This is a genomic window from Snodgrassella sp. ESL0323, from assembly GCF_013346865.1.
In the GTDB taxonomy this organism is placed as follows: Bacteria; Pseudomonadota; Gammaproteobacteria; order Burkholderiales; family Neisseriaceae; genus Snodgrassella; species Snodgrassella alvi.
This window is the reverse complement of sequence record NZ_JAAEDT010000012.1, coordinates 248,690-271,008: the sequence shown is the minus strand read 5'-3', so window position 1 is coordinate 271,008 and position 22,319 is coordinate 248,690. Positions and strand designations below refer to the sequence as shown.

General features: G+C 39.7%; 17 protein-coding genes and 1 tRNA gene. 12 read left to right on the top strand and 6 right to left on the bottom strand.

All coding sequences use genetic code 11. The features are described 5' to 3' along the window. The first annotated feature begins 340 nt into the window (after positions 1 to 340). The 4 genes from GY065_RS13545 (at position 341) to GY065_RS04295 (ending at position 2,428) form a co-directional block, all read left to right on the top strand. The gene (locus GY065_RS13545; protein ID WP_370524003.1) at positions 341 to 541 is read left to right on the top strand and encodes a tlde1 domain-containing protein; all 201 of its coding nucleotides are present in this window, start codon (positions 341 to 343) and stop codon (positions 539 to 541) included. 33 nt (positions 542 to 574) lie between these two features. Next, entirely contained in the window at positions 575 to 934 is a 360-nt protein-coding gene (locus tag GY065_RS04305) for a hypothetical protein (protein WP_174833194.1), read from the top strand. 309 nt (positions 935 to 1,243) lie between these two features. Then, entirely contained in the window at positions 1,244 to 1,603 is a 360-nt protein-coding gene (locus GY065_RS04300) for a hypothetical protein (protein ID WP_174833193.1), read from the top strand. Positions 1,604 to 2,074: 471 nt separating this feature from the next. Next, complete coding sequence (locus GY065_RS04295; RefSeq protein WP_174833192.1) at positions 2,075 to 2,428, top strand: hypothetical protein; 354 nt, start codon at positions 2,075 to 2,077, stop codon at positions 2,426 to 2,428. A 350-nt stretch (positions 2,429 to 2,778) separates the two neighbouring features. On the opposite strand, the gene GY065_RS04290 is transcribed toward GY065_RS04295, so the two are convergent. From GY065_RS04290 to panC, 3 genes are all read right to left on the bottom strand, one after another. Next, positions 2,779 to 3,156 (bottom strand): DUF805 domain-containing protein, encoded by a 378-nt coding sequence (locus GY065_RS04290; RefSeq protein WP_037474252.1) that lies wholly within the window; start codon positions 3,154 to 3,156, stop codon positions 2,779 to 2,781. A 749-nt stretch (positions 3,157 to 3,905) separates the two neighbouring features. Beyond that, entirely contained in the window at positions 3,906 to 7,574 is a 3,669-nt protein-coding gene (locus GY065_RS13210) for a DNA translocase FtsK (RefSeq protein ID WP_244621482.1), read from the bottom strand. A 53-nt stretch (positions 7,575 to 7,627) separates the two neighbouring features. Further along, entirely contained in the window at positions 7,628 to 8,467 is an 840-nt protein-coding gene (gene panC, locus GY065_RS04280; protein WP_174833191.1) for a pantoate--beta-alanine ligase, read from the bottom strand. 243 nt (positions 8,468 to 8,710) lie between these two features. Here panC and GY065_RS04275 point away from each other — a divergent pair, with 243 nt between their 5' ends. From GY065_RS04275 to GY065_RS04265, 3 genes are all read left to right on the top strand, one after another. Beyond that, a complete protein-coding gene (locus tag GY065_RS04275) occupies positions 8,711 to 9,508 on the top strand; it encodes a basic amino acid ABC transporter substrate-binding protein (RefSeq protein WP_174833190.1) in 798 nt (265 codons plus the stop codon). Between the two features lie 184 nt (positions 9,509 to 9,692). Next, positions 9,693 to 10,694, top strand: a complete 1,002-nt coding sequence (locus tag GY065_RS04270) for a 2Fe-2S iron-sulfur cluster-binding protein (protein WP_174833189.1) — start codon at positions 9,693 to 9,695, stop codon at positions 10,692 to 10,694. Between the two features lie 7 nt (positions 10,695 to 10,701). Continuing rightward, positions 10,702 to 12,285: a phosphoethanolamine transferase gene (locus GY065_RS04265; RefSeq protein ID WP_174833188.1), complete on the top strand. Its 1,584-nt coding sequence runs from the start codon at positions 10,702 to 10,704 to the stop codon at positions 12,283 to 12,285. A gap of 237 nt (positions 12,286 to 12,522) precedes the next feature. Here GY065_RS04265 and clpA read toward each other — a convergent pair whose 3' ends face one another. Continuing rightward, positions 12,523 to 14,817: an ATP-dependent Clp protease ATP-binding subunit ClpA gene (clpA, locus tag GY065_RS04260; RefSeq protein ID WP_174833187.1), complete on the bottom strand. Its 2,295-nt coding sequence runs from the start codon at positions 14,815 to 14,817 to the stop codon at positions 12,523 to 12,525. A 142-nt stretch (positions 14,818 to 14,959) separates the two neighbouring features. Then, a complete protein-coding gene (clpS, locus tag GY065_RS04255) occupies positions 14,960 to 15,265 on the bottom strand; it encodes an ATP-dependent Clp protease adapter ClpS (RefSeq protein WP_174833186.1) in 306 nt (101 codons plus the stop codon). A gap of 226 nt (positions 15,266 to 15,491) precedes the next feature. Between clpS and GY065_RS04250 the strand changes: the two genes are divergently transcribed. Further along, a complete protein-coding gene (locus GY065_RS04250; RefSeq protein WP_025330479.1) occupies positions 15,492 to 15,695 on the top strand; it encodes a cold-shock protein in 204 nt (67 codons plus the stop codon). Positions 15,696 to 15,876: 181 nt separating this feature from the next. On the opposite strand, the gene GY065_RS04245 is transcribed toward GY065_RS04250, so the two are convergent. After that, on the bottom strand, positions 15,877 to 17,097 hold the full coding sequence (locus GY065_RS04245) for a uracil-xanthine permease family protein (protein ID WP_174833185.1): 1,221 nt from the start codon (positions 17,095 to 17,097) through the stop codon (positions 15,877 to 15,879). A 201-nt stretch (positions 17,098 to 17,298) separates the two neighbouring features. Between GY065_RS04245 and GY065_RS04240 the strand changes: the two genes are divergently transcribed. The 4 genes from GY065_RS04240 to GY065_RS04225 all read left to right on the top strand — a co-directional run bounded on the left by GY065_RS04240 (position 17,299) and on the right by GY065_RS04225 (position 22,219). Continuing rightward, a tRNA-Thr gene (locus tag GY065_RS04240) sits at positions 17,299 to 17,374 on the top strand. A gap of 443 nt (positions 17,375 to 17,817) precedes the next feature. Then, the gene (locus tag GY065_RS04235) at positions 17,818 to 19,551 is read left to right on the top strand and encodes an MFS transporter (protein ID WP_174833184.1); all 1,734 of its coding nucleotides are present in this window, start codon (positions 17,818 to 17,820) and stop codon (positions 19,549 to 19,551) included. Positions 19,552 to 19,568: 17 nt separating this feature from the next. Then, on the top strand, positions 19,569 to 20,828 hold the full coding sequence (locus tag GY065_RS04230; RefSeq protein ID WP_174833183.1) for an HlyD family secretion protein: 1,260 nt from the start codon (positions 19,569 to 19,571) through the stop codon (positions 20,826 to 20,828). Then, positions 20,825 to 22,219, top strand: a complete 1,395-nt coding sequence (locus GY065_RS04225) for an efflux transporter outer membrane subunit (RefSeq protein ID WP_174833182.1) — start codon at positions 20,825 to 20,827, stop codon at positions 22,217 to 22,219. The genes GY065_RS04230 and GY065_RS04225 overlap by 4 nt, the downstream gene beginning before the upstream one ends. The last annotated feature ends 100 nt before the right edge of the window (positions 22,220 to 22,319 follow it).

Genomic DNA, 22,319 nt, shown 5'->3' with positions numbered 1-22,319 from the left:
ACTAATAGTGATGCTTCTTATGAAGAATGTTCAATGAGTGATGTTGATGTATATTTAATATCAAAATTAATATCAGATATTTATAAACAAGAAAAGAAATGAGATATTATCATTAGTAACATTATCTTTTAAGGAAAATTATATATTTTAAAATAGATATATGATTTTCTTTATATATTTTTAAAACAAATTAGATGTTTTTAAAATAAAACTTAAATCATATCATTTATTCAGCTCTGAAATAGTGAAATTTTGATTACAGTAATTTATAGTCTTAGTATCAAATAAATATATAAGTAAGATGTAATATTTATTACATTCTGCCATCTTAGAGATTATCTTGAAACACCCACATTGTAGTGCATATTCAATCAGGTTAGAACCTGATCCAGGTAATAATATGTGTGGTAGATCCGGTTTTTACATCCATGGTGATAGTAAAATGAATTCCGGTACTACTTCTACTGGTTGTATTATTCTAGATAAAAAATATCGGGAACAAATGTGGAATAGCAATAATAAAAATCTAGAAGTAATATAATAGTTGAATAGATAAAACCAAAGGATAAAAAAAGTGAAAAAACTTCTACTAGTAACACTATTAGCAGTCTTGCCTATATTAAGCTTTGCTAAAGCACCTGATTGCGTTTCCTGGCCAATGAATATGAGTGAAGTCTGGTTACAAAATGCTGGTATAGTTGATATTAAAAATTTAGATGAATCTAAAACTAAGTCAACATTATTAGCATCTGAGAAAAAAGCAAAAGGCTTATATACCCAGATTTATCACTTTATTTTTTATGATAAAAAAGGAAATATTTATGAAATCATTACTAATAGTGATGCTTCTTATGAAGAATGTTCAATGAGTGATGTTGATGTATATTTAATATCAAAATTAATATCAAATATTTATAAACAAGAAAATAAGTGAGATGTTATCATTAGTTACATTATTTTTTTAAGTAAAATCATATATTTAAAAATAGATATATGATTTTCATCATAAGAGATTATCTTGAAACACCCACATTGTAGTGCATATTCAATCAGGTTAGAACCTGATCCGGGTAATAATATGTGTAGTAGATCCGGTTTTTATATCCATGGTGATAGTTATAAAGAATCCCGGTACGGTTTCTACTGGTTGTATAATTCTACGTAAAATACATCGGGAAAAAATGTGGAAAAGCATTGATAAAAATCTAGAAGTAAAATAGATAAAATCAAAGGATGAAGGAAAGTGAAAAAATTTTTACTAGTAACACTATTAGCGCTCTTGCCTATATTAAGCTTTGCTAAAGCACCTTATTGCGTTTCCTGGCCAATGAATATGAGTAGAACTTGGTTACAAAATGCTGGTATAGTTGATATTAAAAATTTAGATGAATCTAAAACTAAGATAACATTATTGGCATCTGAGAAAAAAGCAAAAGACTTATATACCCAGATTTATCACTTTATTTTTTATGATAAAAAAGGAAATACTTATGAAATCATTACTAATAGTGATGCTTCTTATGAAGAATGTTCAATGAGTGATGTTGATGTATATTTAATATCAAAATTAATATCAGATATTTATAAACAAGAAAAGAAATGAGATATTACCATTAGTAACATTATCTTTTAAGGAAAATCATATATTTTAAAATAGATATATGATTTTCTTTATATATTTTTAAAACAAATTAGATGTTTTTAAAATAAAACTTAAATCATATCATTTATTCAGCTCTGAAATAGTGAAATTTTGATTACAGTAATTTATAGTCTTAGTATCAAATAAATATATAAGTAAGATGTAATATTTATTACATTCTGCCATCTTAGAGATTATCTTGAAACACCCACATTGTAGTGCATATTCAATCAGGTTAGAACCTGATCCAGGTAATAATATGTGTGGTAGATCCGGTTTTTACATCCATTGTGATAGTAAAACGAATCCCAGTACTACTTCTACTGGTTATATTATTCTAGATAAAAAATATCGGGAACAAATGTTGAATAGCAATAATAAAAATCTAGAAGTAATATAATAGTGGAATAGATAAAACCAAAGGATAAAAAAGTGAAAAAATTTCTACTAGTAACACTATTGGCAATCTTGCCTTTATTAAGCTTTGCTAAAGGGCCTGATTGCGATTCCTGGCCAATGAATGTAAGTGAAAGCTGGTTACAAAGAGAGGGTATAGTTGATATCAAAAATTTAGATGAATCTAAAACTAAGTCAACACTATTAGCATCTGAGAAAAAAGCAAAAGGCTTATATACCCAAATTTATCACTTTATTTTTTATGATGAAAAAGGAAATAGTTATGAAATCATTACTAAAAATGATGCTTCTTATGAAGAATGTTCAATGACTGCTGCTGATGTCTATTTAATATCAAAAAGTTATATAAATAAACGAGTAAATAAATGAGATGTTATCATTAGTTACATATCTATTAAGGAAAATCATATATTTAAAAATAGATATATGATTTTGATCATAAATTTTTTAAAATAAATTAAATATTTTTCAAATTAAAATTTAAATGAAAATATAAGAAAAATGTAATTATTTATTTCACCCTGCCAATCTTGTTGTTATTTTCTTATAATTCAAAATCAAGATGTATCGTTGACATTTTTTACAATGGCAATAAATTTTTCAATTAGTGGCTTATTTTTTATCATCATAATATATAAATAAGCCACTAACTAAATAAAGATAAAACTAAATTTTTAGTTTTGTCTTTATTATTTTCCATACGGAATCTTCGCAAAACGCTAAAATAACCTATGCTCAAAACGGTTTGGCTTACCCGGCAACAGCATCAGTATGATAAACCAGATTTGCCCGATGACCGGTATAAGAGTAATCAGAATCCACCATGCAGAACGGTTAGTGTCATGCAGCCGTCTGAACTGAAGTGACAAAGTCGCTATCCATACAACAAAACCGATTACCAGCACAACGAAATTAATTGTCCAGTCGCCCCATGTATAGATATCATTAATCGGATGTCCCAGCATTTTTTCAACAGCATATAATAAAATCATTCCAAGAAAATAGTTAAGAACAATCGGCCACCAATAATCAGCACGATTAGAGGTTCCTGAAAAATTCAGAATGTTATGCCAGAATCGTTTGTAGGATTCAATCATTAGTTTATCTCCAGATTATTAATACATTTACAACTATAAATTTTCAAATTCGGATTTATATGTCAGATACAGATAATTAATCTTAAGACTTACCTACAAACGAGACAAACAATTTAACTTACAAAACAATTACTTACAATTTTTATTTAATTATAAAATTTAATATATTATTTTTAGATATTTTATCGATTATAAGAATATTTATACTTTAATTAAATATATTTGTATATTTATTTGCGTTTAAATACATATTTACAATATTTATTTAATTATTTGTCATTATTTAAATTCAAACTTCATTGCAATAAAGTAGAAAAATTTCAATTTATATGACATTTTCCAAAAAAAAACTATTAAATGTATAAATTAAACAACATGTTTAACAATTTATTCATTTTTATCATACAAATAAATACATATCATTAGCTGAAATAATTATTTTTTGATACTAATATTAAAAACGCAGACTAACTTTTATTGCTAATCAATCTTTCTAAATATCAAAAATTACTAGATATTAATATTCTGACAAGAGCAATTTGAATGTATCTACACTATAATTTGCCATTATAAATACGGCTCACCTGAATATTATTTATTGGTTTAAAAAATATAAATATTGATATCAACCTTTATTATTTAAAACCCAAATACATATACCTGTGTTGGTAGTAATATATTGATATAAAAAAACGCATATAAAAATATGCGTTTAATAAATCGGCAGAAACAAACTTATTTTTAAAAGATTATCCATCCAGATGATTACTCTGCGGAGCCAGCACGGTACGATTGCCATTGCCTTCTGCGGCAGAGACAATTCCTTCTGCTTCCATTTGTTCAACCAGACGTGCAGCACGGTTATAACCGATGCGCAATTGTCTTTGTACAGAAGAAATACTTGCCTTACGAGTTTTAATTACCAGCGCCACTGCTTCATCATACAGAGGATCAATCTCATCATCGCTACTGCGTGACGATGCATTGCTGAACATATCATCATCACTGACCCCGGCAGTTAAAATATCATCAATATATTGGGGTTCGCCAAACTGTTTCAGATAATGTACTACCCGATGCACTTCTTCGTCGGCGACAAAGGCCCCATGTACACGCTCCGGATAGGCGGTACCCGGTGGTAAAAACAGCATATCCCCCTGTCCGAGCAAGTTTTCAGCGCCCATCTGATCAAGAATGGTGCGACTGTCTACTTTACTGGATACCTGAAAAGCAATACGGGTTGGAATATTAGCTTTTATCAGTCCGGTTATAACATCTACACTGGGACGCTGGGTAGCCAGTATCAAATGAATACCGGCAGCACGGGCTTTTTGCGCCAGACGCGCAATAAGTTCTTCAATTTTTTTGCCGGCCGTCATCATCAAATCGGCAAATTCATCAACAATCACAACAATAAAGGGCAATTTTTCCAGTGGTTCAGGATTATCCGGCGTAAGTGAAAACGGATTAAACAATTTTTGATTGCGTGCACCCAGCTCAGCAATTTTCTGATTGAATCCGGCCAGATTACGCACACCGGCATGACTCATCAGCCGGTAGCGTTTTTCCATCTCATTTACACACCAAGTCAGCGCATTAGCAGCCAACTTCATATCCGTAACCACAGGCGCCAGCAGATGAGGGATACCCTCATAAATGCTCAATTCAAGCATTTTCGGATCAATCATAATCAGGCGTACATCTTCAGGTGTAGCTTTAAACAGCATAGACAGGATCATGGCATTAACACCTACTGACTTACCAGAACCTGTTGTTCCGGCTACCAAAAGATGTGGTGCTTTAGCCAAATCTGTTACCACAGGCTGACCGGTAATACCCTGACCAAGAGCCAGCGTCAGTTTAGAACGGGATTGCTGAAATACCGAAGCTGAAAAGATCTCACTAAGACGAATAATCTGTCGTTTGGGGTTAGGTAATTCCAGCCCCATACAGGTTTTGCCCGGAATCGTTTCGACTACCCGGATAGAAGCAAAGCCCAGACTGCGTGCTAAATCTTTTTCCAGATTAACTACCTGACTTCCGCGAACGCCCTGTGCCGGTTCTATTTCATAACGAGTAATGACCGGGCCAGCAAATGCATCGATTACACGAACTTTGACTTTAAATTCAGCCAGCTTTTCTTCGATGGTGATACCATTTTCCAGCAAGGTTTCTTCACTTTGTTGTGCTGCGGGATCATAATATGGTGGTAATAATAAATCCATCCCCGGCAGCATAGGTTTTAACTGTGGTTTGTGCACCGGTGTGACAACCGCTGTCTTATGCAAAGCTTTTTGCAGTGCCATACCGATAGCAGTTTGCGATGACTGAGCACTGTAGTCTTTTTGTTCTGTGGGTAGAGGCTGCCGGTTATTTCGGGTAACTACTCCGGTGCTTTCGACAACCGGTACTGATTCAGTCTGTCGTTCATCTTTTTCAATTACTTCAACATGATTAACAATTTCTGAGCAGCCCTGCGGTTGAGTTTCAACCTTTGGCAAAAATGCTGATATATCTGTGTTAGCTTCTTCTTCGTTGTAATGTTCATGCAAAGGGAAATAATCTGGTGCTTCTGTCTGCTCTTCAATTTCAGCGAAAAACGGATCTTCTGTAGCCAATACCGGAGTTTCCGCCACTGCAACATCTCCATCACTATCATCAGACAGATAAGAAGTGTTTCCGATACTAAAATCAGAATTCTCATAATAAGAATTTTGTGAATTATTATTGACAGTTACTGCCTGCTTTACTGTTAGCATATCCTGAGAATAATGAAACTGACTTCTTCTCGGGCGCAGATTCTCAGTAAAATTTTCATTCTGCTGTACAGGCTGCTGATTAAAAGAATCGCCATAGTCAACATTATTGCTGCTGTAATCATCTGCTACAGGTGCATTTCCAGCCGCAACTGTAGTAATAGATGCTGGCGGCATGGAATGAAAAGGTGTAAATCTTGTTGACAGTGGTGCCTGTGCACTGCCGGCAGCATCTGTAAAACCTTTGTCTGCAGACATATCAGCTACTGGTGCCGTCATTTTTACTGTATGGCTTTTACCGATACGTGCAGCTGCCGGAATAACACTTTCTCTGACTACCGGTCGCTGAAATTTCTGTCTGTTTACCGGTGAATCGGTTTTAGCCAAATTCGCATATATTTCGTCTTCAGCTATTACCGGTATGCTATAACCAGAATTAAACTGCTGGGCATTCTCGTTATGGCGCTGTCTTGCCAGTCGCTGACGCAGCAGATTCAAACGAATATCTTCTTCGTTAATAATTTGCACGCCATTATGTTCTCTCCCGAGTCTATGCTCATGAACTGACTGCTCAGAAATAGTAGTTAAAGAATGCGGCAGGTGCGAAGGAGCACCAACAGAATTACCCAGTTTGTGATGGGTAGCCTGTTGTAAATCATCCAAATCAAAATTTTTTAATGCCCGGGCTTTTAACAAAGCAGCCTGTTCGGCTTTAGTACGCGAACGAACTTTATTTAATATCGGATCATCGACAGTAATTTCTTTCGCATTGCGATTGCGCTGCTGATTCTGACTGTTTAAAGGTTTGTACTGCCATTTAAGCTGAATCACTTCAAGTGCCGGAGCCTGTTCAGTGACTGTATCCGCAAGTGAATGATTTTCTACTTTACGGGTAGCCTCTGCCAGAGTAATTACTTCCAGATTTTTATCCGGAGGGAACACCACTGCAGCTTGTGTATGCTCTTCACTGGTAATCAATATATTTTTATCTGTCGACTCTTCATTATCAATGTCAGTCTCTTCCTCTGTATTCGGCAGAATATTTTCTTCGGCCACATCTTCAGTATGAATATCATTACCATCCGCAGCATTTTCTTTTAAAGATTTAAACAATTTAACCGGAAACCAAGGGTTTTCTTTTATTACCGGCAATTCATTATCTGTATCAGCTGTGTCTTGTAAACTATCTCCATTTTCACTGACTGTTTTATCCGTTTCACTTTTCACCGGTATAGGAGCGGATTCAATAACTGTAATCTGAGGAGTAACCGGTTCAGATTCCGATTTTTCAGTCTGTTGTTTCGGCAGACAGCTCTCACCAGTACTATTAGCCGGTACAGCCGGATGAATTTCTTCATGATTATTTACAGTTTCTATTGCTTCAGATTCAGTCTTTAGCAAATCTGGTTCTAACGGTTGTTCTTGTTGCGCTGAACTTTGAACTGTCTGATTGCGCTGTACAAGCTTTTGCGCCAGACAAGAAATACGGCTTTTCAAAGAAGGTCTGGCAATCTTCAATACCGGAAACTGACCTTCCTGAAACCGGTTTTCATAGCGGGTCAGGTAGGTCAATTCCAGTTGCCATTTACGTTCCTGAATATTACGCCACCAGAATAAAGCGCCTATAGCACTAATTAACAGTATTAATACAATCCACCACATACGTGTTCACGCTGCCTTATGGTTAATATCTGGTTAACAGACTATTTTTATTATTAATGCGACAAATTGACTTCTATATTATCAATTAAACGGGTAGTTCCCAAGATTGCAGCAGCCAGAATAACCAGATTTTTATCGGATATCTGAGCTTTTGTCAGCGTTTGTGCCTGCCTGATTTCAATATAATCAACCTGCCATCCATTTTGTTGCAAATACGTTGCGGCACTATTTTCCAAAACCGAAAAATTAGTATTTCCCAGCTTAATTGCATCGGCAATATTTTGTAACTGGGCAGACAGCTGTGCTGCCTGTACAAGCTCCTGTGCCGAAAGATAACCATTACGGCTGGATAAAGCCAAACCAGTCTGTGCCCGTTCTATTTCTACCGGAATGATTTCTACATTCATATTCAGATCCTGAACCATGCCTTTTATCACAGCCAGTTGCTGATAGTCTTTTTTACCAAAACAGGCAATATCAGGTTGAACAATATTAAACAGTTTAGTTACTATTGTCGTCACCCCGCGAAAATGACCCGGACGGCTGCGCCCGCATAACTCATTCTGGATTGCCGGCGGTTCAACAAAATAACTCTGCACACCATTTGGATAAAGCTCGCTTTCATCGGGTGCAAATACCACATCGGCACCGGCTGCTTTAAGCTTTTCTGCATCCTGCTCTAAAGTACGCGGATATTTATCAAAATCTTCCCCGGCACCAAACTGTATCCTGTTAACAAATATACTTACTACCACTGAATCGGCATAAGCTTTAGCTGTACGTACCAGTGACAAATGACCTTCATGCAGATTACCCATAGTCGGTACCAGGGCTACGCGTTTAGCCTGCCTGCGCCATGAACGCATTTCAGCAATGGTATGTATTATATGCATAAATTATCCTGTAAAACTAAAACACACATAATTTATATACTGTTAATAAATGTCATGTATATGTGAGGGTGAAATTATAACACTGCAAACCTACATTACAGAGTATCTATAAAGCTTGTGTCATCATTTAAATATGTTACTATCAAACCAGACATGGCAGTAAGGATGCGTATCATCAAATGTAAATTTTTGTATAGAATATATTCTTTAGACAATTAACCCATCTGAACTCAAGGAGCATTTATGAAAATCAAACACTGGTTCGCCGCTGCGGCCATGTGCTCTGCACTGGTGCTAACAGCCTGTGGCGGAAGTAAAAATAATTCAGAATCTGCATCTGCACCTGTACAGTCTGGTGCCGATAAAACTTATATTGTGGGTACAAATGCCGAATTTGCCCCATTCGAGTCACGTACCGCTGATGGTTCACTTACCGGTTTTGATATTGACTTGCTTACAGCAATGGCTAAAGCCGGTAATTTCAAAATACAATTTAAAGATCAGCCCTGGGACGGTCTGTTTGCCAGCTTGAATAATGGCGATTTAGATATAGTAGCATCTGGGGTAACCATCACTGATGAACGTAAACAAAGTATGACTTTCAGTGATCCGTACTTCGATATTTCTATGATGGTACTGACACCGAAAGCAAAAACCTTCCATTCTCTGGCAGAATTAAATAATATGCAGCGCGTAGCTGTTGCAAGTGGTCAGACCGGTGATTTGGCCGTTCAGAAGATACTTGGTGCACAAAGTACCAAAATTGCCCGTTTTAACAGTGTACCTTTAGCCATTAAAGAGTTGGAAAATGGCGGAGTTGAGGCCATGGTTTCAGATGGTGCTGTTATCAGTAATTATGTTAAAGCCAATGGTGCTGATAAATTTACTATTAATAAGGTACCGGAATTTGGTGTAGACCATTATGGATTCGTGGTACGCAAAGGTGATACAGCCACAGTAGAAAAACTGAATGATGCATTGAAAAAAATTCGTGCCAGTGGCGAGTACGACAAAATCTACGCCAAATACTTTTCTAATTAAATCTTTCCCTGCCTTTTCAGGAAGTATTCATGATAAGCCTGTTACTGAGCATAACAGGCTTTTTTCATTAAACAATAATGTAATCTCCGCTGCGGCATTTATTATCATTTTTTACCTCCTAATTTGGCTTTTATCTGGCAAGGTTCTAAAATAATCGTTTTCTTTAAAATAATACAAAACAGATATGAGTTATCGGATAACTGTTTTACCGGCAAGTGAAACTTTTTACGCAAAACAAGGGGTATCACTGCTTAATGCGGCTATTGAAAACGGTATTATGCTGCCGCATGCCTGTAAAAGTGGCTGTTGTGGTGCCTGCAAGGCGCAACTGACTGAGGGCAAAACTACTGAAATCAATTCACAGGCGGCCTTGAACAGTAAAGACAGCAATCAGCAGGATATTTTATTATGCTGTCAGAGTGCTGCAAGTGATATAACACTTTATCTACCCAATTATCAGGGTAAAAATAATCAGCCGGTTCAAACGCTGAATGCGCGGATTGATGATATTCGCTATTGTGCCAATGTAGCCATTGTTACCCTGAAACTGCCGCTAAAAAAACAGTTTAACTTTAAAGCCGGACAATATGTCGATATTGTTCTCGCTGATAATTTACGCCGCAGTTACTCTATCGCCGGTTTTAATACTGATACTCGTCAGCTGCTTATTCATGTCCGCCGCCATACGGGTGGTGTTTTTTCTGAACAATTATTTGACGGACGGCTTCAGCAAAAAGATATTATTCACATTCAAGGACCTTTTGGCAGCTTTCAACTGAGTAAACAACAAAAACAATTAATTATGCTGGCATCAGGTACTGGTATTGCGCCAATTGAAGCTATGCTGAATACTCTGGCTGAACAACAATATCGGCAGGCTATCCATGTATACTGGGGAGTTGCCGCAGAAGAAAATTTGTACGATGCAGCCTTATTGGACAATCTTTGCGCCGAATTGGTTCAGGCAAAGTGGACAGCAGTACTGTCCCGGCCGGAATCATCCTGGAAAGGAGCTCGGGGATATGTACAAGATATCGCCCTAAATGATTATCCCGATATGAGCAATCATGAAGTATATGCATGCGGACATCCGCAAATGATTGCCAGCGCAAAATCTTTATTCCTCAAACAGGCTGCTCTGGCAGAAACAGCTTTCTTTGCTGATAATTTCACTCCTGCAACCTGAGTTATTTATGAAACTGACACCTCGTAAACATTATCTGCTGATGATTGTGTTATTACTTATTTACAGTCTGGTAATGATTTATGCGCTGGCTTATCCACCGAATCCTAACCGGATTATTGAAACCTGGCTGCTTATGCTGCTTTTACAGCGTTTCTTCCCGAGCGTATGGCGATGGCTGATGTGGTTAAGTACTATTATTATTCTTTTATATCACCCTACTGCTACCCTGTACGGCCGGCCAAGTTTTGGCATTATTGCTTCGTTATTAAGCACAACCGTCAGTGAAGCAAGTGAATATATTGGTGCTATTCCATGGCACACCTACTTTGCTACTATTTTACTAGCAGCCGTTCCGCTGTTTATTGTACGTTTTAATCGTAAAGCCGCAGCACCTCGCTGGCGTTTTTACTGGAGTATTCCGCTAGTACTGATTCTGATGGTAATGACAATACAGACAGCACGTAAGGGCTATACAATCGGTGGTTTTGCGTTGCGCGCACAGCCGGTGGAATTTTTAGCAGATGCCTATCTGCAACCACGAGCCTATTTTACTGAACTGGCCAAAATGAAGCGGGATTTAGACAAACCTGACAGTTGGCAAATCAGCAGCAGCCATCAGATTTATCGTAACTATGTACTGATTATCGGCGAAAGTGTCCGTGCAGACTATATGCATCTGTATGGTTTTAAATATAAAGATACACCATTTCTGGATAAACATGCCAATATTGTTATGAATAATATGCTGTCTGCCGGACCGAATACCCCTATTTCATTATTACATGGCTTGACACTCAGCCATGGCACATCTATCAACATACAGAATAATGTTATTACTCTGGCTAAAAAGGCAGGTCTGGATACCGCCTGGTTATCTAATCAGGGCGCTCTCGGGCAATACGATACGTCAATTTCTTCTATTGCTCATCAGGCAAATCACGTGACTTTTCTGAAAACAACCGGATACGATTTTGGTATACGCAGCTTTGATGATCAGCTTATTGCCCCACTGCAAAAAATTTTAAATCAGCCACTGCCTTCGAATCGGTCGCGGCTGATTGTGCTGCATATCATGGGTTCTCATCCTAATCCGTGCGACCGTCTTCCACAACAAGCGCATCACTATGTTGATAACAACAACACTAACTGCTATATTGACACCATCCGGCAGACAGACAATTTACTAAGTCAGATATATACGGCATTACAGCACAGCGGTCAGCCATTCAGTATGTTGTATTTCAGCGACCATGGTTTAAGTCACGATAAAAACAGTTATGAAAAAAACAGCATCGTACGTTCTGAAAGTATCCTGCGTCATAATGATTGCTTCTACCAGAACTACCATGTTCCATTAGTGATTGTCAGCAGCGATCTGACCGGACAATTACGTAATAAAGCTCAGCGCAGCGGTCTGGAATTACTGGATGGTGTGGCGCAATGGCTGGGAATCAGCACACCGCAACTGCCCTATAGTGAAAAATTTTTTAGCAAATTAAACAGCTCTCAGCTTCATGTTCTGGATTTTCATCAGCGTTTACAGCCGGTAAATAAGCTACAAAACGACCCGCTACCAGCTAATTTACTTTAAATCATTTATTGTTATTTTCGAAAATAAACAATTTTCATATTCTTTACTAAAAAAGGTTTAATTCGTTTATTTTAAATTTTTTTAGTTTAAGGCTTTACATTTGATATGAATCAAAACACTTGTTAATGAAAACATTATAATGAACTTACTTTGATTGGTTTCCTCTTGATGTGTGTGTTTAAGTGTGGCTTTTCGCCACACTTTTTTTTATCAAAATATATATTATTATTAACACACTTATTCAATAGTTACCGACTCAGATTCTTTCTGACTGTTTTTTTGTGGATCTGTAAAATCGAGTACCACTTCGTCAGGCTGTGGTAAATAATCAATTCGTACAACACCACCCTCACTTAGCCGGCCAAATAATAATTCATCCGCAAGTAATTTACGAATACGTTCCTGTATCAGACGATGCATCGGCCGCGCACCCATTGCCGCATCAAAACCATGTTTAGCCAGATAGGCACGTAACGCAGGTGTAAATTCAGCCACAACCTGCTTAGACAGTAACTGCTGTTCCAAAGACAACAAAAATTTATCAACCACTTTAGCAATAATTTTTTCATCCAGTGCCTTAAATGGAACAATGGCATCAAGACGATTACGAAATTCGGGGGTAAATGTATTCTTAATAGCAATCAAACTGTCAGACTGCTCACGCTGACCAGTAAAACCAAGGTTAGGTTTAGCAAGCTCGGCCGCACCTGCATTAGTAGTCATAATGACAATTACATTACGAAAATCCGCACTACGACCATTATTATCTGTGAGCTTGGCATAATCCATTACTTGTAACAATACATTAAATACATCAGGATGAGCTTTTTCAATTTCATCCAGCAGTAATATACAATAAGGCTGTTTATTCACTGCATCAGTCAGTAATCCGCCCTGCTCAAATCCTACATAGCCCGGTGGCGATCCAATAAGACGCGAAACAGCATGGCGTTCCATGTATTCAGACATATCAAAGCGCAATAATGGCAGATCCAGTAATTGTCCCAGCTGTCTGGCAACCTCAGTTTTACCGACGCCGGTAGGCCCGGCAAACAGAAAGCTGCCAATCGGCTTATCAGCCGGTTTCAAACCAGAACGAGCCATTTTTATTGATGCAACCAGCACATCTATAGCCTGATCCTGTCCAAAAACTTTTGCTTTCAGGTTATCAGCCAGAAAACGCAATACCTGTTTATCATCATGAGAAACAGCTGTTTCCGGAATACGTGCCACTTTAGCGACAATAGCCTCAATTTCAGCCCGTCCGATAACTTTACGCTGTCTGGATTTTGGCTGAATTTTCTGTGCGGCCGCTGCTTCATCAATAATATCGATCGCTTTATCAGGCAAAAAACGTTCATTTATATAGCGCGCGGATAACTCGGCAGCAGCCTGTAATGCTGCACGGGTATAACGTACCTGATGAAAGTGCTCAAATGCCGGGCGTAAGCCCTGCAATATCTGTACCGTTTCCGGTACGGAAGGTTCTACTATATCTATTTTCTGAAAACGCCGGCTTAATGCGTGATCCTTATCAAAAATGGTGCGGTATTCCTGATACGTAGTGGCGCCAATGCAGCGCATACTTCCTTTGGCTAATGCCGGTTTGAGGAGATTGGATGCATCCATTGTCCCGCCGGATACACTGCCTGCTCCAATGATGGTATGAATTTCATCGACAAACAACACAGCTTTATCCAGCTCACTTAATTCTTTGATTACGGCTTTTAGTCGGGCTTCAAAATCACCGCGATATTTTGTTCCGGCCAGCAGTGCACCCATATCCAAAGAAAAAACTACTGAACCTTTAATAGATTCAGGTACCTTTTCATGTACCAGCAAATAAGCCAGTCCTTCCGCCAGAGCGGTTTTACCTACACCTGCCTCCCCTACCAGTAATGGATTATTTTTGCGTCGGCGACATAATGTCTGGATCAGACGCTGTATTTCCTCATTACGTCCAATTAACGGGTCGATACGCCCGGCCATTACCTCCATATTAAGATTCACTGTATACAGCTCCAGTGCTTTTGCCTCTGCTTTGGCAGCTTCTGTCTCATTGTTCTGCTCAGTATTTTTATCCTGAGAAAAACGATGATTACCCAGTGTCAGGTATCGCAGCACATCCAGACGGGTTACTGATTGCGCTTCAATAAAATACACGGCATGACTGTCTTTTTCCGACATAATCGCAACCAGTACATCAACCGGTGTTACCTCACCTTTTGTCTGCGCCGCTCGTACATGTACAATAGCCTGCTGTAAAACTCGCTGAAAACCCAGTGTAGGCTGTAATTCAGACTGTTCAAGCTCATTATCCGGCAAGACCGGAGTGTTTTCATGAATACTCTGTTGTAACTGTTTAGCCAGTAAATGATTGTCTACGCCAACAGCCTGTAATACTTCACTGACATCTTCACTTTGCTGCAACAGGCCGAGCAACAGATGTTCGACACCAATAAATTCAAAGGCGTGGCTACGAGCCTCGGCATAAATATATTGCAAAATTTTTTCAAGCTGTGCCGAAATCATATCCGACCTCCTGGCAAAGTTACGTTATCAATAGTGACAGCAAATAATTTCAATCGCTTGTATAAACATGAAGCATACACGATAAAATTCAAGTAGCACCCGCAGAACCAATATTTCACCCGTAATTACCCAAACAGGCAATTCAGGCCTCTTCTACCAGGCACTGTAAAGGAAAACCGGCTGCTTCCGAGCGTGATAAAACCTGATTACATTTTGTTTCTGCAATATCTTTTTGAAACACACCACACACGCCGCTTCCAGACTCATGCACCATTAGCATAATGGCGATGGCCTGCGTATGTGGTAAATGAAACACATCCATTAATATACTGATAACGAAATCCATTGTCGTATAATCATCATTCAGCAACACCACTTTATAGCGTTTTGGCGGCATTATCATTGCTTTCTGGCTCTGGCTAACAATTTGTATCTTCGTATTTGACATTGTCTAGTAATCTACATGTATCTGTGGGTTTTTAGTAACGGTTTTAATAATTTTATCATTTTTCGGTAAGCTTGCTTGACGTTAGTTCTTAACCTATGTAAAAAGACTACTTAACAAGTCAGACATAGACTGCCAGACAAACTGATGTACAGCCGTTCACTACTTTGTTGGCCTTTTTGTGTCGTAAACTTGTTCTTTATTTTGTTTTTTATGTATAGGAAGTTTCATGGCAACTGGTATTGTTAAGTGGTTTAACGACGCTAAAGGTTTTGGTTTTATTACACCTGATGAAGGTGGCGAAGATTTGTTTGCGCATTTCTCTGCAATCAACATGAATGGTTTCAAAACCTTGAAAGAAGGTCAACGTGTATCTTTTGACGTGACCACCGGTCCAAAAGGTAAACAAGCGGCTAATATTCAGGCAGCTTAATCTTAGCCGGTTGTCCGGTTAGTCTAAAATAGCGGCAAAAGCCGCTATTTTCTGTTTGAACTGAAAAAATTACCTTGAATAAGACTACTGTCTTATAAATTGAATTTCCGTCAAAAATAAGAAACCGCAGCTATAAACAGGCTGCGGTTTTTTAACAGGATCAAACGATTTGAATAATTGATCAGGACTGGGCTGACGATTTAGCCGGTAACAGCAAATTAAGTACAATTGCCAGCAAAGCGCATAAACCCACACCAGCAAAAGCCATCGTACCAATTTTCACAACCATACCACCGATACCGACAGTCAGTACGGAACTGACAATCACCAGATTACGCGGTTCCATCAAATCCACTTTGGCATCAATCAGCGTTTTCAAACCCAGTGAAGCAATAGTACCAAACAGCAATAACATAATCCCGCCCATTACCGGCAACGGAATAGAGCTGAGAAAAGCATTAAACTTACCAAAGAAAGCCATAAAAATTGCAAAAACGGCTGCCCAGGTCATAATTACCGGATTACTGTTTTTAGTAATCATTACTGCGCCAGTAACCTCACCATAAGTAGTAACCGGAGGACCGCCAATCAGACCGGCTACACATACGCCCAAACCGTCGCCCAGCAAAGTCCTATGCAAACCGGGGTCTTTGACATAATCGTGGCCTGTTACCTTACCAATCGCCATGATTCCGCCAATATGCTCAATAGCCGGTGCGATAGCTACGGGCAGCATAAACAGTGCAGCCTGCCAGTTAACCTCAGGCGTAGCGAAATGCGGCACAGCAAACCATGGTGCCGCTGCCATGGCACTGGTATCTACCATACCGGTAAATAAGGCCATAATATAACCGGCAGCCACACCGATCAGAATCGGAATCAGCCGCATCATTTTGCTGCCGAATACGGTAACAATAACTGTTACAGCAAACGTAAAACCGGACAAAAACAACGAATGAGCGTAATCAACCACCTGCTTATCACCGGATCTGCCCATAGCCATACTGCTCGCTACCACAGCCACCGATAAACCTATCACCATAATCACCGGACCAATAACCACTGGTGGCAGTAAACGATGTACTGAAGCCAGACCACGCCATTTAATTAATGCGGCAAAAACAAAATACATAAAGCCGGCAGCAAACAGACCAAACATAGTTGAACCCAGTCCCCATTCCTGCATGGCATAAATAATCGGTGCAATAAACGCAAAAGAGGAACCCAGATAAATCGGTACTTTACGTTTAGTACAAAGTTGAAATAATAAAGTACCTATACCTGCACCCATTAATGCCAATGCCGGATTCAGCCCTGTCAGCAACGGTACCAGAACCATAGCACCAAATGCTACAAACAGAATTTGCGCGCCGGCAAGCGCGAGTTTCAAATGGTGTCCCACCCTGACACTCCCGATAAATAAACAAAACCCTGTATTATAATATAGGACGTTATAAAAAATAGTTATAGTTTGTCGCCGTCAGGCTAAAACTTGAATATTTTAATTAATCGTTAAAACAGCAGTTTAATTGTAAATTTAAAAAATAATCACCAAAAGGACTTGCACGATTTAATTTTATTGCGCATAATGCGCTCCTCTTTCGCCGGCATAGCTCAGTTGGTAGAGCAGCTGACTTGTAATCAGAAGGTCCCGAGTTCGACTCTTGGTGCCGGCACCAGTTAAAAACAAAAAAGCATAATCTCAGGATTATGCTTTTTTGTTTTTAACGACCATCTACTCTTCTGGATTTTTTATTAACAAAATAAGTTAATACTTATGAGTGATTATCACTCTTGCCTATCTCTAAAAATCAATCAGTAATTACTGAACTTTCGTCCTATCTAGCATTAAATTAATATGCGGTCTTGTCTGTTTTAATTATCGTATATTTATGTAATCGTAACTTATCTCAATCACTTGAGACTTATTGACAGACACAATAGTTTTATATTTTTACAATGATAAATAATTTTAAAAATTAACAATTTATATCCGTTATTCTAAAGCAGAGTTATTATCACAGATATTAAAATATTGTTAGCAGAAACCAAAAATTTGTTTTAGAATACTTACACGCTGAACGTTTATCGCCCATCCATCTGAGTTAATCAGGATTACTGGATGGCATTTTTAATTGTAGCGGCTTCAGCATATGTATATTGCAGTAAAAAATCCATGTCTCAAAATACCTATCAGTTAAAACCGCATGAACGCCCCATGATGGCCGGCTCACCATCATTTCCCGATCATCCGTGGAAAAGGCGTTTATGCTACGGCATTATTGGCACAATCGTTGGCTTAACTGCCGGATTTACCAATGGCATGATGCTGGCCAACATTCCTCAGATTCAGGGCTACTTGGGACTGACACCTGAACAAGGCGGCTGGATACAGGTATCCTATTACATGTTCAGCGCCATTATCAGTGTATTACTTTTTAAAATCCGCCAGAATTTCGGGTTGCCGCGTTATGTAGGCTATATCATTCTTGGGCTGATACTGACTAATTGCCTTCAGTTTTTTTTCCATGATTATTATATGGAATTATTCGCACGTGGTATGAGCGGGTTGGTAGGCGGCAGCTTAAACAGTGTAGCCATGTATTACATGATGCAGGCGATGCCGGCTATTCATCGTGGTAAAGGCATGATATTCGGGCTGGGGCTTACTCAGCTCAGCCAGCCGCTGGCCAGATTTATTTCTCCCCTGCTTTTACAGCACGAACAGTTTCAGCTTGTATTCAGTTTTCAGTTAGGTATGGCATTGCTGGTTTGCGGTGCAGTATGGCTGTTACCTATTCCCTCTGGCTATCTGGAAAAATCTTTCGAAAAAATTGATTTGATAAGCTTCCCTTTGCTGGCTGCCGGAATTGCCTTTATTTCTGCAGGAGCGGTACAAGGCAGAATTGTCTGGTGGGACAAAGACTGGATTGGCTGGCTGTTTGTAGCCGGCGTCGTATGCTGTATGCTTTCCGTGATTATTGAATACAACCGCAAACGCCCGATGCTGGATATCAAATGGATGATGCATACCAATGGCATGCTCCAGATACTGATTTTCGGTTCATTGATAAGAGTAGCTTTATCTGAGCAAAACATGGGTGCAGCTGGTCTGATGACAGCTTTAGGCCTGAGTAATGACCAGATGATACATTTTTATGCGGTTGTTTCCTGTGGTGCTGCACTCGGATTGCTTATTAGTGTATTAACATTCAACCCTCTTGATATTAAATTACCTTTGGTCATTTCATTTGCCATTATTGCCATGGCCAGTTTTATGGAAGTTGGACAGAATCAGTGGTCACGACCGGTTAACTTCTATATTCCCGAGTTTATGATTGCCTTTGCTTCGCTGTTTTTCTTCGGGCCGGTTATGATGGAAGGACTGATACGAGCTCTTTCCAAAGACCCTGTATATATCATGAGTTTCTCGGCTGTATTCGGTTTTTCACAAACAGTCGGCGGGCTAATCGGTTCAGCGTTACTTAATGCTTTCATTACGATTAGAACACGCATTCATCTGATTAACAGCGCAGACAGTGCATACCTGACAGACCCGTTAGTCAATCAGGTAATTCAGAAGAATGCTCTGGCGAGCCAGAGTTTTAGTTTTGATAGCAGCTGGAATCATGCCTATGGTGTCAGTAAACTGATTCAACAGGACACCATGCTGGCACAAGTGGCTGCTTACAATGATTTATTTGTTTTGGTGGGAATCGGTTCGTTAATCTGCTTTCTGGTTGTCGGCGCACATCGCTGGTGGCATCAGATACACGGTACCAACCCAATCGGGCGTGAACTGAGAAACTATGCGGCTGCCCGCCAGCGTGCAATGCAAGAACCGCCAAAACAATAAAATAAAGAAGGACAATAATGACTGACACACAACAAAACAATCCGGATCAAAATCAGAAAACAACCGGCAATCAAACCGCACAGTCTGCTCCGGTAGCAAGCAAAACCGCTAATGAACAGACATCAGCACAGCCAAATACGAATCAGGCGGGCACAAATCAGCAAAGCAGCTCATCCGCTTCTGCCGGTAAGGCTAATCCCTCGCCTGCTCAGCCGACAGCCAGTCAGTGGCAGCCTCCTAAACGTAAATGGTTTGTAACTGCCATTCTGGTACTGGTATTAATGCTTGGTGTCCTGATGATTTTACGTGCATGGAAATTACCGCCATTCCGCAACTCAATGGTATCAACTGATAATGCATATGTACGTGGTCAGACTACCATTATCAGTCCTCAAGTAACTGGTTACGTTACTAAGGTATATGTTCAGGATTTTGACGACGTTAAGGCTGGACAGCCACTCATACAGATTGATGACCGGATATACAAACAAAAAGTTGCAGCCGCTGAAGCCGGAATTGGTTTACAGGATAGCTCTTTAGCCAATTACGAACAGAATCGCCGCAGTAAAGAAGCAACTCTGGCAGCCCGTGAGGCAGATATTGCCAATGCTCAGGCGCAACTGGAAAAAGCTCAGGCTGATATGGCCCGGGTAAATATTCTGGTTGCTGATGGTTCGCTTTCCTTACGTGAACGCGACCAGACAAGAGCTACATTAAAACAGGCTCAAACCGGAGTTGCGGAAGCTAAAGCACAATATCGGGTTGCTCAGGAAGATTTGAAAAGCACTCATGTTAACAAGAGCGGCCTGAAAGCAAACGTTGATAATGCACATGCACAGCTCGGACTGGCTCAGATTGATTTATCCAATACCGTTGTCCGGGCTCCTGAAAGTGGCCGGTTAAGTGAAATCAGCGTCAAAAATGGTCAGCTGGTAAATGCCGGAACACAATTAATGTTTCTGGTACCTGCTCGCAAATGGGTAGTCGCTAACTTTAAAGAGGCACAGACAGCCAATATCCGCGTTGGTCAGCCAGCATGGTTTACAGTGGATGCCCTGAACGGAGCCAGAGTCAAAGGTATCGTAGAAAAAATTTCTCCGGCTGCGGGCAGTGAGTTTTCTGCAATCAAACCAGATACCACTACAGGTAACTTCGTTAAAGTACCACAGCGTATCGCTGTCCGCATACGCATTGATACCAGTAATGAGCTTTTTGAACGTCTGCGCCCGGGCATGTCTGTTGTAGTAAGTATAGATACGACCAGAGTGAAAGCATGAAAACACCTTTAATCAGACTGTTTACCCTGATCGCCCTATCAGTCAGTGCTAGTGGTTGTATTCCCAGAATTCCGAACATTCCGGCAACTGCGCGGGTCGACGTTCCGGTACAGTGGCATGAACAGTATCATCACTCCGCTCAAAATGCAGATGCACAATGGTGGACTCAGCTTAATGATCCGGTTTTAAACCGGCTTGTCGGTGAAGCACTTGCTAATAACATTGATATCGCTCTGGCACAAACACGAATACAGGAAGCACTCGCTCAGGAACATGCTTCGCGCGCATCCTTACTACCCAGTCTGGAAGCCAGCGGAGGTACTTCACGGCAAAAAAGCCTGAATGCTTTTGGTATTGCTACCGTTAACCGGGTAGAACAGCCAACATTTCAGGCTGCATACGAACTGGATGTTTTTGGTCAGAACCGTAATGCATGGAAAGCACGTCGTCTGAACCGGCAAGCCAGTGAAATTGCCGAAGAAGCAACCCGTCTGAGTGTCATCACAACTACGGTTAAATCTTATGTCACTCTGCGTGCACTTGATGAAAAGCTGAATTTACTGCAAAAAACTCTGGAAGCGCGTCAGCGAGAGCTAAAAATTGCTCAATCTAAAGCTAATGTCGGCTATACATCCAAGCTGGAACTGAATCAGGCACAGGCTGAATATGCAGCTACACTGCAACAGATTCCGGTAGTTCAATCCAGTATCAGCCAGCAGGAACATGCTCTGAGTATGCTCACAGGCAGTAGCAGCCGTACCATTGAACGCGGTTTATCTTTATCCGAACTGCATGCACCGGCTATACCTGACATATTGCCTTCTGAGCTGATGAAAAATCGTCCGGATATAGTTCAGTCGGCACTATTGATAGCTGCCAGTGATGCCAGTCTGGCCTCGGCTCAGGCACAATTTTTACCTTCTGTGAAAATCAGTGCTACATTTGGCCGTCTGTTTACCACATCACCAATTAAAGAACCGATTAATTTATGGAGTATAGGCGGCAGTATTCTGGCACCTGTATTCGAAGGCGGACAATTAAAAGCAAATTTTGATCTGAATGTCGCTAAACGTAATGAAGCTGTCTGGAACTATCGCAAAACTGTTCTGACTGCTCTGAAAGAAGTTGAAGACCAATTATCCAGCAGTTATCGCCTACAGGAACAGGAACAAGCTTTGGAAATGGAAAGAGATGCACTGGCGAATGCCCTGCACCATGCAACAAATCGTTATCGTGCAGGTTATTCTCCTTATCTTGATGTTCTGGACAGCCAGCGCAATTTACTAAGCGTACAAAGTCAGCTAATTCAGAGTAAAGCAGATTATCTGAATTCACAGGTTTCACTTTATCAGGCTCTTGGCGGAGGCTGGACAGCACCTACAGGTAAATAATCTCAGTCTCAACCGCACAGGATTGAATACAAAGCAGAATAAACAGACTATAATATTTAATAAAGTCTGCTTATATGTATAAATTTGCTGTTTTAGCTTT

What these genes read in the sequence shown, in the direction of transcription:
- GY065_RS04290 (WP_037474252.1), bottom strand. Translation starts at nt 3,156, where the DNA reads ATGATTGAATCCTACAAACGATTCTGGCATAACATTCTGAATTTTTCA.
- GY065_RS13210 (WP_244621482.1), bottom strand. Translation starts at nt 7,574, where the DNA reads ATGTGGTGGATTGTATTAATACTGTTAATTAGTGCTATAGGCGCTTTA.
- panC (WP_174833191.1), bottom strand. Translation starts at nt 8,467, where the DNA reads ATGCATATAATACATACCATTGCTGAAATGCGTTCATGGCGCAGGCAG.
- GY065_RS04275 (WP_174833190.1), top strand. Translation starts at nt 8,711, where the DNA reads ATGAAAATCAAACACTGGTTCGCCGCTGCGGCCATGTGCTCTGCACTG.
- GY065_RS04270 (WP_174833189.1), top strand. Translation starts at nt 9,693, where the DNA reads ATGAGTTATCGGATAACTGTTTTACCGGCAAGTGAAACTTTTTACGCA.
- GY065_RS04265 (WP_174833188.1), top strand. Translation starts at nt 10,702, where the DNA reads ATGAAACTGACACCTCGTAAACATTATCTGCTGATGATTGTGTTATTA.
- clpA (WP_174833187.1), bottom strand. Translation starts at nt 14,817, where the DNA reads ATGATTTCGGCACAGCTTGAAAAAATTTTGCAATATATTTATGCCGAG.
- clpS (WP_174833186.1), bottom strand. Translation starts at nt 15,265, where the DNA reads ATGTCAAATACGAAGATACAAATTGTTAGCCAGAGCCAGAAAGCAATG.
- GY065_RS04250 (WP_025330479.1), top strand. Translation starts at nt 15,492, where the DNA reads ATGGCAACTGGTATTGTTAAGTGGTTTAACGACGCTAAAGGTTTTGGT.
- GY065_RS04235 (WP_174833184.1), top strand. Translation starts at nt 17,818, where the DNA reads ATGGCATTTTTAATTGTAGCGGCTTCAGCATATGTATATTGCAGTAAA.
- GY065_RS04230 (WP_174833183.1), top strand. Translation starts at nt 19,569, where the DNA reads ATGACTGACACACAACAAAACAATCCGGATCAAAATCAGAAAACAACC.
- GY065_RS04225 (WP_174833182.1), top strand. Translation starts at nt 20,825, where the DNA reads ATGAAAACACCTTTAATCAGACTGTTTACCCTGATCGCCCTATCAGTC.